The 12,205-nt window shown below is 63.5% G+C and carries 23 protein-coding genes; all 23 read left to right on the plus strand.

Annotated elements, in window-relative coordinates:
- On the plus strand, positions 1 to 89 hold an 89-nt coding region (locus QUV18_RS18935; protein WP_215942303.1), incomplete at its 5' end, for a hypothetical protein.
- A gap of 83 nt (positions 90 to 172) precedes the next feature.
- On the plus strand, positions 173 to 481 hold the full coding sequence (rpsJ, locus tag QUV18_RS18940) for a 30S ribosomal protein S10 (protein ID WP_007817142.1): 309 nt from the start codon (positions 173 to 175) through the stop codon (positions 479 to 481).
- 14 nt (positions 482 to 495) lie between these two features.
- Positions 496 to 1,359 carry a 50S ribosomal protein L3 gene (gene rplC / locus QUV18_RS18945; protein WP_300895662.1) on the plus strand — a complete coding sequence of 288 codons (864 nt, stop codon included), beginning with the start codon at positions 496 to 498 and terminating at the stop codon, positions 1,357 to 1,359.
- The gene (gene rplD / locus QUV18_RS18950; RefSeq protein WP_300895663.1) at positions 1,356 to 1,973 is read left to right on the plus strand and encodes a 50S ribosomal protein L4; all 618 of its coding nucleotides are present in this window, start codon (positions 1,356 to 1,358) and stop codon (positions 1,971 to 1,973) included. Before rplC ends, rplD begins: the two co-directional genes overlap by 4 nt.
- Complete coding sequence (locus QUV18_RS18955; protein WP_300895664.1) at positions 1,970 to 2,266, plus strand: 50S ribosomal protein L23; 297 nt, start codon at positions 1,970 to 1,972, stop codon at positions 2,264 to 2,266. The genes rplD and QUV18_RS18955 overlap by 4 nt, the downstream gene beginning before the upstream one ends.
- Positions 2,267 to 2,911: 645 nt before the next feature.
- Positions 2,912 to 3,754, plus strand: coding sequence for a 50S ribosomal protein L2 (rplB, locus tag QUV18_RS18960; RefSeq protein WP_300895665.1), 843 nt, complete (start codon positions 2,912 to 2,914; stop codon positions 3,752 to 3,754).
- 3 nt (positions 3,755 to 3,757) lie between these two features.
- On the plus strand, positions 3,758 to 4,036 hold the full coding sequence (gene rpsS, locus QUV18_RS18965) for a 30S ribosomal protein S19 (protein WP_057819270.1): 279 nt from the start codon (positions 3,758 to 3,760) through the stop codon (positions 4,034 to 4,036).
- 3 nt (positions 4,037 to 4,039) lie between these two features.
- On the plus strand, positions 4,040 to 4,420 hold the full coding sequence (gene rplV, locus QUV18_RS18970; RefSeq protein WP_300895666.1) for a 50S ribosomal protein L22: 381 nt from the start codon (positions 4,040 to 4,042) through the stop codon (positions 4,418 to 4,420).
- Positions 4,420 to 5,127: a 30S ribosomal protein S3 gene (gene rpsC / locus QUV18_RS18975; RefSeq protein ID WP_300895667.1), complete on the plus strand. Its 708-nt coding sequence runs from the start codon at positions 4,420 to 4,422 to the stop codon at positions 5,125 to 5,127. Before rplV ends, rpsC begins: the two co-directional genes overlap by 1 nt.
- A gap of 13 nt (positions 5,128 to 5,140) precedes the next feature.
- Positions 5,141 to 5,554, plus strand: a complete 414-nt coding sequence (rplP, locus tag QUV18_RS18980; RefSeq protein WP_057819264.1) for a 50S ribosomal protein L16 — start codon at positions 5,141 to 5,143, stop codon at positions 5,552 to 5,554.
- A gap of 243 nt (positions 5,555 to 5,797) precedes the next feature.
- Complete coding sequence (locus tag QUV18_RS18985) at positions 5,798 to 6,418, plus strand: TIGR02466 family protein (RefSeq protein WP_300895668.1); 621 nt, start codon at positions 5,798 to 5,800, stop codon at positions 6,416 to 6,418.
- A gap of 404 nt (positions 6,419 to 6,822) precedes the next feature.
- Positions 6,823 to 7,026, plus strand: a complete 204-nt coding sequence (gene rpmC, locus QUV18_RS18990) for a 50S ribosomal protein L29 (protein WP_300895669.1) — start codon at positions 6,823 to 6,825, stop codon at positions 7,024 to 7,026.
- An 11-nt stretch (positions 7,027 to 7,037) separates the two neighbouring features.
- Entirely contained in the window at positions 7,038 to 7,268 is a 231-nt protein-coding gene (rpsQ, locus tag QUV18_RS18995; RefSeq protein WP_300895670.1) for a 30S ribosomal protein S17, read from the plus strand.
- Between the two features lie 66 nt (positions 7,269 to 7,334).
- The gene (gene rplN / locus QUV18_RS19000) at positions 7,335 to 7,703 is read left to right on the plus strand and encodes a 50S ribosomal protein L14 (protein ID WP_057819253.1); all 369 of its coding nucleotides are present in this window, start codon (positions 7,335 to 7,337) and stop codon (positions 7,701 to 7,703) included.
- Between the two features lies 1 nt (position 7,704).
- Positions 7,705 to 8,016: a 50S ribosomal protein L24 gene (gene rplX / locus QUV18_RS19005; RefSeq protein WP_300895671.1), complete on the plus strand. Its 312-nt coding sequence runs from the start codon at positions 7,705 to 7,707 to the stop codon at positions 8,014 to 8,016.
- Positions 8,009 to 8,572 (plus strand): 50S ribosomal protein L5, encoded by a 564-nt coding sequence (gene rplE, locus QUV18_RS19010; RefSeq protein ID WP_300895672.1) that lies wholly within the window; start codon positions 8,009 to 8,011, stop codon positions 8,570 to 8,572. The genes rplX and rplE overlap by 8 nt, the downstream gene beginning before the upstream one ends.
- Before the next feature lie 17 nt (positions 8,573 to 8,589).
- Positions 8,590 to 8,895, plus strand: coding sequence for a 30S ribosomal protein S14 (rpsN, locus tag QUV18_RS19015; RefSeq protein WP_057819247.1), 306 nt, complete (start codon positions 8,590 to 8,592; stop codon positions 8,893 to 8,895).
- Between the two features lie 13 nt (positions 8,896 to 8,908).
- Positions 8,909 to 9,301: a 30S ribosomal protein S8 gene (gene rpsH, locus QUV18_RS19020; RefSeq protein ID WP_057819245.1), complete on the plus strand. Its 393-nt coding sequence runs from the start codon at positions 8,909 to 8,911 to the stop codon at positions 9,299 to 9,301.
- 12 nt (positions 9,302 to 9,313) lie between these two features.
- The gene (gene rplF / locus QUV18_RS19025; RefSeq protein WP_300895673.1) at positions 9,314 to 9,847 is read left to right on the plus strand and encodes a 50S ribosomal protein L6; all 534 of its coding nucleotides are present in this window, start codon (positions 9,314 to 9,316) and stop codon (positions 9,845 to 9,847) included.
- Positions 9,848 to 9,858: 11 nt separating this feature from the next.
- Positions 9,859 to 10,218: a 50S ribosomal protein L18 gene (rplR, locus tag QUV18_RS19030; RefSeq protein ID WP_300895674.1), complete on the plus strand. Its 360-nt coding sequence runs from the start codon at positions 9,859 to 9,861 to the stop codon at positions 10,216 to 10,218.
- A gap of 122 nt (positions 10,219 to 10,340) precedes the next feature.
- The gene (gene rpsE / locus QUV18_RS19035) at positions 10,341 to 10,919 is read left to right on the plus strand and encodes a 30S ribosomal protein S5 (RefSeq protein ID WP_057819239.1); all 579 of its coding nucleotides are present in this window, start codon (positions 10,341 to 10,343) and stop codon (positions 10,917 to 10,919) included.
- A gap of 12 nt (positions 10,920 to 10,931) precedes the next feature.
- Positions 10,932 to 11,120: a 50S ribosomal protein L30 gene (gene rpmD, locus QUV18_RS19040; RefSeq protein ID WP_057819237.1), complete on the plus strand. Its 189-nt coding sequence runs from the start codon at positions 10,932 to 10,934 to the stop codon at positions 11,118 to 11,120.
- A gap of 404 nt (positions 11,121 to 11,524) precedes the next feature.
- Entirely contained in the window at positions 11,525 to 12,169 is a 645-nt protein-coding gene (locus QUV18_RS19045) for a MarC family protein (protein ID WP_300895675.1), read from the plus strand.
- The last annotated feature ends 36 nt before the right edge of the window (positions 12,170 to 12,205 follow it).

Consider the following 12,205-nt stretch of genomic DNA (forward strand, 5'->3'; position numbering starts at 1 on the left):
CGATCGCCATGGAAGACGGCCTCCGCTTCGCCATCCGCGAAGGCGGCCGCACCGTCGGCTCCGGCGTCGTGTCGAAGATCATCGAGTAAGAACTACCCCAAGGGTTCGACGAGGGAGGCCGGGTGGTCCGGCCTTCCTCCTATCAACTCCAACGCCGCGAAAGGCTACCCCAATGCAAAGCCAAAACATTCGCATTCGGCTGAAGGCATTTGACTACCGCGTACTGGATGCCAGCACGCAGGAGATCGTCAACACCGCCAAACGGACCGGTGCCGAGGTACGTGGGCCGATCCCGCTGCCGAACAAGATCGAGAAGTTCACCGTTCTGCGTGGCCCGCACGTGAACAAGAAATCCCGCGACCAGTTCGAGATCCGCACCCACAAGCGGCTGCTCGACATCGTCGACCCCACCCCGCAGACCGTGGACGCGCTGATGAAGCTCGACCTCGCCGCGGGCGTGGACGTTCAGATTTCGGTTTAAGGGAGGGTAACGACATGTTGCGCTCTGGCGTAATCGCAAAGAAAGTCGGCATGACCCGGCTTTTCATGGAGGACGGGAAGCAGGTTCCCGTGACCGTCCTTCAACTGGACAAGCTTCAGGTGGTCGCTCAGCGCACCGCCGAGAGCCACGGCTATTCGGCCGTTCAGCTGGGTGCCGGCACGGCCAAGGCCAAGCGGACCTCGAAGGCCATGCGCGGCCATTTCGCCGCCGCCAAGGTCGAGCCCAAGCGCAAGATCGCGGAATTCCGCGTGGCGCCCGAGAACATGATCGACGTGGGTGAGGAAATCACCGCGAACCACTATTTCGAGGGTCAGTTCGTCGACGTGTCGGGCACCTCGATCGGTAAGGGCTTCCAGGGCGGCATGAAGCGGCACAACTTCGGCGGCCTGCGCGCCAGCCACGGTGTGTCGATCAGCCACCGCGCCCACGGGTCGACCGGCCAGTGCCAGGACCCGGGCAAGGTGTTCAAGGGCAAGAAGATGGCCGGCCACATGGGCGCCGTCCGCGTGACCACGCAGAACCTTCAGGTCATCAAGACCGACGCCGACCGTGGCCTGATCATGGTCAAGGGCGCGGTTCCTGGCTCGAAGGGTGGCTGGGTCACGATCAAGGACGCGGTCAAGAAGCCGTTCCCGGAAAGCGCGATCCTGCCCGCGGCTCTGAAATCGGAAGCCGAGGCTGCCGCCAAGGCCGCCGAGGAAGCCGCTGCCGCCGCCGCTGCCGAGGCCGAAGCCGAAGCCAAGCGCCTTGCCGAAGAGCAGGCCGCGGCCGAAGCCGAGGCGCTGAAGGAAGCCGAGGCCGACATCGAAGCCGAGAAGGGCGACGATGACGGTGAGAAGAAGGAAGGCGAGGAATGAAACTCGACGTGATCAAACTGGACGGCGGGAAAGCCGGCTCGGTCGATCTGGGCGAAGAGATCTTCGGCCTGGACCCGCGCGCCGACATTCTTCACCGCGTCGTCCGCTGGCAGCGCAACAAGGCGCAGCAGGGGACGCACAAGGCCAAGACCCGGTCCGAGACCAGCTATTCGACCAAGAAGATCTATCGCCAGAAGGGCACCGGTGGCGCCCGCCACGGCGACCGCAACGCGCCGATCTTCCGCAAGGGCGGCATCTACAAGGGCCCGGTTCCGCGCAGCCATGCGCATGAACTGCCCAAGAAGGTGCGCAAGCTGGGGCTCAAGCATGCCCTGAGCGCCAAGGCGAAAGCCGGCGAGCTGGTGGTGATCGAGTCGGCGGACGGCATTTCCAAGACCAAGGAGCTGGCCAAGCAGGTCCGCGACCTGGGCTGGAAGCGCGCGCTGATCATCGACGGTTCGGAGGTGAACGCCGAGTTCGCCCGCGCGGCCGCCAACATCGAAGGGCTGGACGTGCTGCCGAGCATGGGCGCGAATGTCTATGACATCCTCAAGCGTGACACGCTGGTGCTCACGAAGGCGGGTGTCGAAGCACTGGAGGCTCGACTGAAATGAGCGCGAAACCGGAACATTACGACGTGATCCGCAAGCCGGTGATCACCGAGAAATCCACCATGGCGTCGGAAGCCGGCGCGGTGGTCTTCGAGGTGGACATCGACAGCTCCAAGCCGCAGATCAAGGAGGCCGTCGAGGCGCTCTTCGGTGTGAAGGTGAAGGCTGTGAACACCACGATCACCAAGGGCAAGAACAAGCGCTTCCGCGGTGTCAAGGGCACCCGGAAGGACGTCAAGAAGGCGTATGTGACGCTTGAGGAAGGCAACACGATCGACGTGACGACCGGTCTTTGATCGGGTGACGTCGGTCGGGGGTTGGCCCTGGCTTTTGAGAGATAGGACCCCGGCTGCGTGGAGTGGCCGGGGTTTTTTCGTGGGGTGGTGGGTTGGCACCGCCCAACGGCTTGGCACACGCCCGGCTCCGAGGCCGTTGGCGAGGTGGGTTGCACCCACCCTACGGCTTGGTACACGCCCGGAACAGAGCCGCGCCTTGGCGCGGCGCCGGGCGAGCGCCGGCCCGTCCCGGCGGGCAGGCGCTTTTGAGGTGTGGCGCGGGGTTTCGGGGGCAGGATGTGTTTGGCACCATAAATTGCCAGTCGTGACCGTTGCAGCGCCTCCCCACGGGCCGGCGCTCGCCCGGCGGGGATGTGTTGAGAGCGGGATGGGGCAGGCCAGTGGTGAATTGGTTTGTCCTCCACCCCAAGCCACAAGCGTCCCGCAGGCGCATTTCTGCCCTTAATCGCTTGACCAACCCGGGTCTCTCGCTTAAACGGACCCATCTGCACCGCCCCGGATTCGTCTGGGGCTGTGTTTTTATTGTTCGCGAGAACATCACCGAACCGGGGACCTTCGGGGCCCTACACCAAGGTGGGTTCACACCCACCCTACACATAGCCCCGGATCCAAGCCCGGGGCGTTAGCTAACGGAAGACAGAAAGCATGGCACTCAAGTCGTATAAGCCGACGACGCCGGGCCAGCGCGGGCTGGTGCTGATCGACCGTTCGGAGCTGTACAAAGGACGCCCCGTCAAGGCCCTCACCGAGGGTCTGACCAAATCGGGCGGCCGGAACAACACCGGACGTATCACTGCACGACGCCGCGGGGGCGGGGCCAAACGGCTCTACCGGATCGTCGATTTCAAACGCAACAAATTCGATGTGACCGCCACCGTCGAACGGATCGAATACGACCCGAACCGGACGGCCTTCATCGCGCTCATCCGCTACGAGGATGGCGAACAGTCCTATATCCTGGCCCCGCAGCGGCTGGCGATAGGCGACAAGGTCGTCTCGTCGGAACGCGCGGACATCAAGCCGGGCAACGCCATGCCGTTTTCGGGCATGCCGATCGGGACGATCGTTCACAACATCGAGCTGAAGCCCGGCAAGGGCGGCCAGATCGCACGCGCCGCGGGCACCTATGCCCAGTTCGTCGGCCGTGACGGCGGCTATGCGCAGATCCGCCTGTCGTCGGGCGAGCTGCGGATGGTGCGCCAGGAGTGCAAGGCCACCGTGGGTGCCGTGTCGAACCCCGACAACTCCAACCAGGATTACGGCAAGGCCGGTCGCATGCGCCACAAGGGCATCCGCCCCTCTGTCCGCGGTGTCGTGATGAACCCGATCGACCACCCGCACGGTGGTGGTGAGGGCCGCACCTCGGGTGGCCGCCACCCGGTCACGCCCTGGGGCAAGCCCACCAAGGGCAAGCGCACCCGCAACACCAACAAGGCGTCGCAGAAACTTATCCTGCGCTCGCGTCACGCACGGAAGAAGGGCCGCTAAGACATGGCACGTTCTGTATGGAAAGGCCCCTTTGTCGATGCCTACGTCCTGAAAAAGGCCGAGGCAACGCGCGAAAGCGGGCGCAAGGAAGTCATCAAGATCTGGTCGCGCCGCTCGACGATCCTGCCCCAGTTCGTGGGCCTGACGTTTGGCGTCTATAACGGTCAGAAACACGTTCCGGTTCTGGTCAACGAAGACATGATCGGCCAGAAATTCGGGGAATACGCACCGACGCGGACCTATTACGGGCACGCGGCCGACAAGAAAGCCAAGAGGAAGTAAGCCATGGGCAAGGAGAAGAATCCCCGCCGCGTGGCGGACAACGAAGCGATGGCGAAGCTGCGCATGCTGCGCACCAGCCCGCAGAAACTCAACCTGGTTGCCGCGATGATCCGGGGCAAGAAGGTCGACAAGGCGCTGAGCGACCTGACCTTCTCGAAGAAGCGGATCGCGCAGGACGTGAAGAAATGCCTTCAGTCCGCCATCGCGAATGCCGAGAACAACCACAACCTTGACGTCGACGAGCTTGTCGTCGCCGAGGCCTACGTGGGCAAGAACCTGGTCATGAAGCGCGGTCGTCCGCGGGCACGCGGCCGGTTCGGGCGGATCATGAAGCCGTTCTCGGAGCTGACAATCAAGGTGCGTGAAGTCGAGGAGCAAGCCTAATGGGTAACAAAGTCAATCCGATTGGCATGCGCCTGCAGGTGAACCGCACCTGGGACAGCCGCTGGTATGCCGATACGAAGGATTACGGCAATCTTCTTCTGGAAGACGTCAAGATCCGTGAGTTCATCAAGGAAGAGTGCAAGCAGGCCGGCGTCAGCCGCGTGATCATCGAGCGTCCGCACAAGAAGTGCCGCGTCACGGTGCACACCGCGCGCCCCGGCGTGATCATCGGCAAGAAAGGCGCCGATATCGAGAGCCTGCGCAAGAAGCTGGCGAAGATGACCGACAGCGAACTGCACCTCAACATCGTCGAAGTGCGCAAGCCCGAGCTCGACGCCGCGCTGGTTGGCGAAAGCATCGCCCAGCAGCTCGAGCGCCGGGTCAGCTTCCGCCGTGCGATGAAACGGGCCGTGCAGAACGCGATGCGCATGGGTGCGCTGGGTATCCGGGTCAACGTGTCGGGCCGCCTCGGCGGTGCCGAGATCGCCCGGACCGAGTGGTACCGGGAAGGCCGCGTGCCGCTCCACACCCTGCGCGCCGACATCGATTATGCCCATGCGGAGGCGTCCACGCCTTACGGCATCATCGGCGTCAAGGTCTGGATCTTCAAGGGCGAGATCATGGAGCACGATCCGTCGGCCCGTGATCGCAAGGCCCAGGAACTTCAGGATGGTCCCGCGCCCCGTGGCGCCGGCGGCCGCCGCTGAGGAGGGATAAGAGATGCTGCAACCGAAGCGCACCAAATTCCGCAAGCAGTTCAAGGGCCGGATCAAGGGCGAAGCCAAAGGCGGCTCCGACCTGAACTTCGGCACCTATGGGCTCAAGGCAACCCAGCCCGAGCGCGTCACCGCGCGCCAGATCGAGGCCGCCCGCCGGGCCATGACGCGTCACATGAAGCGTCAGGGCCGGGTCTGGATCCGGATCTTCCCGGATACCCCGGTGACCTCGAAACCCACCGAAGTGCGGATGGGTAAGGGTAAGGGCTCGGTCGATTTCTGGGCCTGCAAGGTCAAGCCCGGCCGGGTGATGTTCGAGATCGACGGCGTTTCCGACGCCATCGCGAAAGAGGCCCTGCGCCTTGCCGCGATGAAGCTGCCGATCAAGACCCGCATCGTGGTCAAGGAAGACTGGTAAGGTCATTTGCTTGCGAATGACGCAGGCGGTGTAGCGGATTTCGAAGAAATCTGCGGGTCGCCTTGCCCGAGAGAATTCGGAACCCCCGTCGAGAGATCGGCGGGGGTTTTGGTTTTGTTGATAAGTGGGGGCGAGGTGGGTTTTCACCCACCCTACGGGGTATTCGCCCGGCGGGGCCGCTTCTGACAAGGGAATCGTTTCTGACCTCTCGCGCTGGAGCGAAGGGTGGGCTAGGAGTGGGCCATGCCACAGATCGACTCGCTTTTCGTCACCCGCCTTTACCGTGCTGCGCTCAGCGAGCACGGGCCCGCCATCGATGCCGATGAGCTGGAGGCGTCGTGTTATTCCATCGCGGAGGATGACGAGGCGGGGCAGGACTGGTGCGAGGAGAACGGGTATCCGGGCTATACCTCCTATGCGTCGCTGACCGACCTGCCGTGGCGGTTTCCGATCTTCGCGGATGTGGTCAAGGCGCTCGATGCGCATGTGGCGGCGTTCGCGGAGGATTTGGAGTTCGACCTCGATGGGCGTGAGCTGAAGCTGGAGGATATCTGGATCAACATCCTGCCGGAGGGGGGCAGCCATGGCAGCCATATCCACCCGCATTCGGTGATTTCCGGCACGACCTACGTGGCGATGCCGGGGGGGACCAGCGCGCTGAAGCTGGAAGACCCGCGCCATGCAAGGATGATGGCGGCGCCGGCAAGGCTGAAGGGGGCAAGGCGGGAGCTCCGGACCTTCATCTACGAGGCGCCGAAGGTGGGCGATGTGCTGCTGTGGGAAAGCTGGCTCAGGCACGAGGTGCCGGCGAACATGGCCGAGGATGACAGGATCTCGGTGAGCTTCAATTACGGGTGGGGGTAGACGAGTACACGGTTCGGTGTTTTCCCTGCGCGGAATCCAGGGCGAAGCCCGCCGCGCATCGACGGGCCGCCCCGACGGCACGGCGATTTGGTGAGGTAGGCGCGACGTCGTGAGGGTGGATGTGTTTGGCCGGGATAAAGTGGCGCCCACGGCCGTTGGTTCGCCGCACCGCGGCCCGCCGATGCGCGGCTTCTCGTCCGGCCGCAAGGTGGGTTCGCACCCACCCTACGGAAATCGGAACTTCCCCCTTGCCCTGTCGCCGCGCCTCCCTTATAGAGCCCAAATCCGCGAGCCCGGGATGCCCCCGGGATTCGCTTGTTTGCAATTCATCCACCGGGTTTGCAGGTGACCCTGAGCCAATCGTCAGGGGCCGACCGGTGTTTTGAGAGAAGGACGATGGCGACATGAACGCTGCAGAGCTGCGTGACAAAACGCCCGACCAGCTGCGTGAAGAGCTGGTGAATCTGAAGAAAGAGCAGTTCAACCTGCGCTTTCAGGCCGCGACCGGCCAGATCGAGAACCCCGCGCGGATGAAGACCGTGCGCCGCAACGTGGCGCGCGTTTTGACCGTGCTGAACGAAAAAGCCGCGTCTGCGGCAGCGGAATAAGGAGGCCACCCATGCCCAAGCGTATCCTGCAAGGCGTCGTGACCTCTGATGCCAATGCCCAGACCGTGACCGTTTCGGTCGAGCGCCGCTTCAAGCACCCGGTGCTGCAGAAAACCATTCGTAAGTCCAAGAAGTACCGGGCTCACGACGAGAAGAACACCTTCAAGGTGGGTGACCAGGTCCGCATCATCGAATGCGCGCCCAAGTCGAAAACGAAACGCTGGGAGGTGCTGGAAGCCTAAAGGCTCTCGCACACCCGGTTTGAGCGAAACCCTGGGGTCGTTACCCTAAAGGTCGGGAGAAACCAAATGATCCAGATGCAGACCAATCTGGATGTGGCTGACAATTCCGGTGCCCGGAAAGTTCAGTGCATCAAGGTCCTGGGTGGTTCCAAACGCAAGTATGCCTCCGTCGGCGACGTGATCGTCGTCTCGGTGAAGGAAGCCATCCCCCGCGGCCGTGTGAAGAAAGGCGATGTCCGCAAGGCCGTCGTCGTGCGCACCGCCAAGGAAATCCGCCGTGAAGACGGCACCGCGATCCGCTTCGACCGCAACGCCGCCGTCATCCTGAACAACGCAGGTGACCCGATCGGCACCCGTATCTTCGGGCCGGTCGTGCGCGAGCTGCGCGCGAAGAACTACATGAAAATCATCTCGCTCGCCCCGGAGGTGCTGTAAGATGGCTGCTAAACTCAAGAAGGGCGACAAGGTCGTCGTGATCTCCGGCAAGGACAAGGGCAAGGAAGGCACGATCACTTCCGTCGACCCGAAAGCCGGCAAGGCCGTCGTCGACGGCGTGAACATGGCCATCCGCCACACCCGCCAGAGCCAGCAGAGCCAGGGCGGCCGCCTTCCCAAGGCGATGCCGATCGACCTTTCGAACCTGGCGATGCTCGACAAGAACGGCAAACCCACCCGCGTCGGCTTCAAGATCGAAGGCGACAAGAAGGTGCGTTTCGCCAAGACCACGGGGGACGTGATCGATGCTTGATACCGAGAATTACACCCCGCGCCTGCGCCAGCAGTTCCGCGAGACGATCCGCCCCGCGATGAAGGAAGAGTTCGGTTACACGAACGACATGATGATCCCGCGGCTGGACAAGATCGTCCTGAACATCGGCTGCGGCGCCGAGGCGGTGAAGGATTCCAAGAAGGCCAAGTCGGCCCAGGAAGACCTGACGCTGATCGCCGGCCAGAAGGCCGTCGTCACCAAGGCGAAGAAATCCATCGCCGGCTTCCGCGTGCGTGAAGACATGCCGCTGGGCGCCAAGGTGACCCTGCGCGGCGACCGGATGTACGAATTCCTCGATCGCCTGATCACCATCGCGATGCCCCGGATCCGCGACTTCCGCGGCGTGTCGGCCAAATCCTTCGACGGCCGCGGCAATTATGCCCTGGGCCTGAAGGAACACATCGTCTTCCCCGAAATCAACTTCGACAAGGTCGACGAGGTGTGGGGCATTGACATCATTATCGGAACCACGGCGAAGACCGACGCTGAAGCCAGGGCGCTGTTGAAGCATTTCAACATGCCCTTCACCAGCTGAGCCGGGAGGAATTTGACATGGCTAAAAAAGCAATGATCGAACGCGAGAAGAAGCGTCAGCGCCTGGTGAAGCAATACGCCGCCAAGCGTGCCGCTCTGAAGGAAATCATCAGCGACGAGTCGAAGCCGATGGAAGAACGCTTCCGTGCCTCGCTCAAGCTGGCGGAACTGCCGCGCAACAGCTCGGCCACCCGCCTGCATAACCGCTGCCAGCTCACCGGCCGGCCGCACGCCTACTACCGGAAACTGAAAGTCAGCCGGATCGCCCTGCGCGACCTGGGCTCGGCCGGTCAGATGCCGGGCGTGGTCAAGTCGAGCTGGTAAGGAGGGACATGAGATGAACGATCCTATCGGCGATATGCTGACCCGCATCCGCAACGCGGGCATGCGCGGCAAGTCCACCGTCATGGTGCCGGCCTCGAAGATGCGCGTGCGCGTGCTGAACGTGCTGGCGGACGAGGGCTATATCCGTGGCTTCGAAGATGCCACCGACAGCCGCGGCCACCCCGCGATCGAGGTCAGCCTGAAGTATTTCGAAGGCGCCCCCGCCATCCGCGAGATGAAGCGGGTCTCGAAGCCCGGCCGCCGGGTGTACATGGGCGTCAAGGACATTCCGTCGGTCCGCCAGGGCCTCGGCGTGTCGATTGTCTCGACCCCGCAGGGTGTGATGTCGGATGCAAACGCACGGGCGGCCAACGTTGGCGGCGAAGTGCTTTGCACCGTATTCTAAGGAGGCCTGATTATGTCTCGTATCGGTAAACAACCCGTGGCCCTGCCCGATGGCGTCACTGCCTCGCTCAGCGGCCAGACGATCGAGGTGAAAGGTCCGAAGCAAACGAAAAGCTTCACCTTCACCGACGATGTCACCATCGCGATCGAGGACGGCCAGGTCACCGTTGCGCCGCGCGGCAAATCCAAGCGCGCGCGTCAGCAGTGGGGCATGAGCCGCACGATCATCGCCAACCTCGTTCACGGATCGAAAGAGCCCTTCAAGAAAGAGCTCGAAATCCAGGGCGTCGGTTACCGGGCACAGGTTCAGGGCAACACCCTGAAGCTGAACCTCGGCCTGTCGCACGATGTGGATTTCCCGATCCCGGAAGGTATTACTGTCACGGCGCCGAAGCCCACCGAACTGGTGGTCGAGGGCCATGACAAGCAGCTCGTCGGTGAAGTCGCGGCCAATATCCGCGACTGGCGGCGCCCGGAGCCCTACAAGGGCAAAGGCATCCGCTACAAGGGCGAGTATATCTTCCAGAAGGAAGGCAAGAAGAAGTAAGGACGCGACAGATGGCAAACAGCAAAAGACAACTGTTCCAGAAACGCCGCCTGCGCGTTCGGAGCAAACTTCGCAAGGTCAATGCCGGGCGTCCGCGCCTGAGCGTGCACCGCTCGTCGAAAAACATGAGCGTGCAGATCATCGACGATGTGAACGGCGTCACCCTGGCCTCGGCCTCGACGCTCGAGAAGGATCTCGGCTTCGTCGGCAAGAACACGATGGATGCGGCGAAGAAGATCGGCGCCACCATCGCCGAACGCGCCAAGGCGGCGGGCATCACCGAGGCCCAGTTCGACCGCGGCGGGTTCCTGTTTCACGGCCGGATCAAGGCGCTGGCGGATGCCGCCCGCGAAGCCGGCCTGAAAATCTAAGGCGCAGGCGCCGCGGGGCTGATCCCGGGGCGCCTCGATGATCCGGGTCGGGGGCACAAGGCCTTTCGACACCTGGATTGGACAAACTTGAAGCCCGCGAGGGCGCCAGGAAAGGATGCCAGATGGCAAGAGATGACAACCGCCGCGGAGGTCGCGATCGCGACGAAGCGCCGGAATTCGCCGATCGCCTTGTCGCGATCAACCGTGTTTCGAAAACCGTGAAGGGCGGCAAGCGCTTCGGGTTCGCAGCTCTCGTCGTCGTGGGCGACCAGAAGGGCCGCGTGGGCTTCGGCAAGGGCAAGGCCAAAGAGGTGCCCGAGGCGATCCGCAAGGCCACCGAGCAGGCCAAGCGCGGCATGATCCGCGTGCCGCTGCGCGAAGGCCGCACGCTGCACCATGACGGTTACGGCCGTCACGGCGCCGGCAAGGTGATCATGCGCACCGCGCCGCAAGGTACCGGTATCATCGCCGGTGGTCCGATGCGTGCCGTGTTCGAGATGCTGGGCGTTCAGGACGTGGTGGCCAAGTCGGTGGGCACGCAGAACCCCTACAACATGATCCGTGCCACGCTGGACGCGCTGCAGTTCCAGGCCAGCCCGCGCCACGTGGCGCAGCGCCGCGGCAAGAAGGTCGCCGACATCCTGAAACGGGATGAAGGTCCGAAGGGCGAACACCCGGCCGACACGGCCGCGGAAGCGTAAGGAGACAGGGACATGGCCAAAACCATCGTCGTCAAGCAGGTGGGTTCGCCCATCCGCCGCCCCAAGGAACAGCGCGCCACGCTCGTTGGCCTGGGGCTCAACAAGATGCACAAGACCCGTGAGCTGGAAGACACCCCCTCGGTGCGCGGCATGATCAACAAGATCCCGCACCTGGTGGAAATCGTCGAAGAGCGCGGTTGAGTTTGGGTGAGGTGGGTTGACACCCACCCTACGGATAGGCGCCCCGGTCAGTGATGGCCGGGGCGTTTTTCTTTGGCGGCGCGGTTTTGGGGGAGAGGAAGCCCGGAATCGAGCCGAAGGCGCCGGGCGAGCGCCGGCCCGTCCCGGCGGGCAGGCGCTTTGGCGGGTGTGGCATAACGTTCGTAGGGAAGATGTATTCGGCACCATAAAGCGTGAGCCAATTCCGTCGCTGCGCCTCCCCACGGGCCGGCGCTCGCCTATCGTGAATTGCCTTGCAATTCACTTGCGGCAGGCGATTGCAAGCAATCGCCGATAGCCCGCCGGGCGGGATGCGGCATTCCTCCCGTTGCCCCGGCGCGGGCGGTCTGCCAAAAGAGAAACAGATCCCCCGGAGACACGCCGAATTGCCCGCCATCGACCTTGAAACCCTGATCCGCGAGTTCATCACGCTTTTCGTCGTGATCGACCCGATTGGCACGCTGCCGGTCTTCTATTTCGCCGTCGCGGGCGTGCCGGAGAAGCTGCACTGGCGGCTGGCCGTGCGGGGTGTTCTCGTGGCCGCGATCGTGCTGATGGCGTTCCTGGTGCTGGGGCAGGTGGTGCTCGAGGCGATCGGCCTGCGGCTCGGGTCGTTCCAGATCGCGGGCGGGCTGATCCTGTTCGTCTTCGCCATGCAGATGATCTTTGGCGAGGCCAAGGCCGAGCGCGAGATCGAGGCGGCGGAGAAGGATCACATGAGCGGCGCGGTGTTCCCGCTGGCGATGCCCTCGATCGCCTCGCCCGGGGCGATGCTGGCGATTGTCATTCTCACCGATAACAACCGGAATTCCATTCCAGACCAGGCGGTTACGGCGGGGCTTCTGGTGGTGGTGCTGCTGATCACGCTGCTGCTACTGCTGCTGGCGAGCCGGTTGAAACGGGTGATCGGCAATACCGGGGCGAACGTGATCAGCCAGGTGATGGGGATGATCCTGGCGACCGTGGCGGTGGACGCGGTGCTGAGCGGGCTCGAGGTTGTGGGCGTGCTGAACCTGGCGGGCGCGGGATAGGGTAGGAGAGGTGGGTTTCACCCACCCTACGGGCGG

Origin of the sequence: Roseovarius sp., from assembly GCF_030373445.1 — a bacterium.
Lineage (GTDB): Bacteria > Pseudomonadota > Alphaproteobacteria > Rhodobacterales > Rhodobacteraceae > Roseovarius.

Excerpts from the sequence above, each read along its gene's own strand:
- rpsJ (WP_007817142.1), top strand. The coding sequence starts at position 173 with ATGCAAAGCCAAAACATTCGCATTCGGCTGAAGGCATTTGACTACCGC.
- rplC (WP_300895662.1), top strand. The coding sequence starts at position 496 with ATGTTGCGCTCTGGCGTAATCGCAAAGAAAGTCGGCATGACCCGGCTT.
- rplD (WP_300895663.1), top strand. The coding sequence starts at position 1,356 with ATGAAACTCGACGTGATCAAACTGGACGGCGGGAAAGCCGGCTCGGTC.
- QUV18_RS18955 (WP_300895664.1), top strand. The coding sequence starts at position 1,970 with ATGAGCGCGAAACCGGAACATTACGACGTGATCCGCAAGCCGGTGATC.
- rplB (WP_300895665.1), top strand. The coding sequence starts at position 2,912 with ATGGCACTCAAGTCGTATAAGCCGACGACGCCGGGCCAGCGCGGGCTG.
- rpsS (WP_057819270.1), top strand. The coding sequence starts at position 3,758 with ATGGCACGTTCTGTATGGAAAGGCCCCTTTGTCGATGCCTACGTCCTG.
- rplV (WP_300895666.1), top strand. The coding sequence starts at position 4,040 with ATGGGCAAGGAGAAGAATCCCCGCCGCGTGGCGGACAACGAAGCGATG.
- rpsC (WP_300895667.1), top strand. The coding sequence starts at position 4,420 with ATGGGTAACAAAGTCAATCCGATTGGCATGCGCCTGCAGGTGAACCGC.
- rplP (WP_057819264.1), top strand. The coding sequence starts at position 5,141 with ATGCTGCAACCGAAGCGCACCAAATTCCGCAAGCAGTTCAAGGGCCGG.
- QUV18_RS18985 (WP_300895668.1), top strand. The coding sequence starts at position 5,798 with ATGCCACAGATCGACTCGCTTTTCGTCACCCGCCTTTACCGTGCTGCG.
- rpmC (WP_300895669.1), top strand. The coding sequence starts at position 6,823 with ATGAACGCTGCAGAGCTGCGTGACAAAACGCCCGACCAGCTGCGTGAA.
- rpsQ (WP_300895670.1), top strand. The coding sequence starts at position 7,038 with ATGCCCAAGCGTATCCTGCAAGGCGTCGTGACCTCTGATGCCAATGCC.
- rplN (WP_057819253.1), top strand. The coding sequence starts at position 7,335 with ATGATCCAGATGCAGACCAATCTGGATGTGGCTGACAATTCCGGTGCC.
- rplX (WP_300895671.1), top strand. The coding sequence starts at position 7,705 with ATGGCTGCTAAACTCAAGAAGGGCGACAAGGTCGTCGTGATCTCCGGC.
- rplE (WP_300895672.1), top strand. The coding sequence starts at position 8,009 with ATGCTTGATACCGAGAATTACACCCCGCGCCTGCGCCAGCAGTTCCGC.
- rpsN (WP_057819247.1), top strand. The coding sequence starts at position 8,590 with ATGGCTAAAAAAGCAATGATCGAACGCGAGAAGAAGCGTCAGCGCCTG.
- rpsH (WP_057819245.1), top strand. The coding sequence starts at position 8,909 with ATGAACGATCCTATCGGCGATATGCTGACCCGCATCCGCAACGCGGGC.
- rplF (WP_300895673.1), top strand. The coding sequence starts at position 9,314 with ATGTCTCGTATCGGTAAACAACCCGTGGCCCTGCCCGATGGCGTCACT.
- rplR (WP_300895674.1), top strand. The coding sequence starts at position 9,859 with ATGGCAAACAGCAAAAGACAACTGTTCCAGAAACGCCGCCTGCGCGTT.
- rpsE (WP_057819239.1), top strand. The coding sequence starts at position 10,341 with ATGGCAAGAGATGACAACCGCCGCGGAGGTCGCGATCGCGACGAAGCG.
- rpmD (WP_057819237.1), top strand. The coding sequence starts at position 10,932 with ATGGCCAAAACCATCGTCGTCAAGCAGGTGGGTTCGCCCATCCGCCGC.